This window comes from Dawidia soli, from assembly GCF_018598185.1.
In the GTDB taxonomy this organism is placed as follows: Bacteria; Bacteroidota; Bacteroidia; order Cytophagales; family Cyclobacteriaceae; genus Ohtaekwangia; species Ohtaekwangia soli.
The window spans coordinates 1-466 of the sequence record NZ_JAHESC010000115.1; the positions used below are offsets into that span (position 1 = coordinate 1).

Below are 466 nucleotides of genomic sequence, written 5' to 3' on the forward strand. Positions count from 1 at the left end.
TCGTCGTACAGCTTCCTGCGGTAATGATTATCTTAGTTACCGGGATATTTACATTTTCGTATGTGATAGGAGACAGCAGCTCACCCGGTTGGAGTGTAAGCACCTTGATCAGTACGTAGCCATACTGAGGCTGCCGGCTCACCGTTTCTCCCGTCTGCTCAAGTTTATAATACGCTATCGTTACAAACTCAGACGATGTGCTCAGTTGCAGATCAACAATGGCCATGGCCTTCTTGAAGATCATTTCATACTGATCCCCCGGGTTGAGCATCAACCCGCGTGAAAGACCGAAGGGATTGGCAACGCTTACCACTCTGGGGCGAGGGCTGGTTGCGCGCGGTATCAGTACCCGCACCAACAGATCTTTGGCATTTCCTATGCTGCTGGGGATAAGCGAGATCCCCAAGGGCCGGGAGGTGTAGTTGAAGCAAGTCTTGCTGATGGACGTGGGTGGACAGAAAAGGTC

At 51.5% G+C, this 466-nt stretch carries 1 protein-coding gene; it reads right to left on the minus strand.

The features are described from left to right. Positions 1–466, minus strand: a 466-nt coding sequence (locus tag KK078_RS30955; RefSeq protein WP_254094801.1) for a hypothetical protein, incomplete at both ends; no start/stop codon positions are given.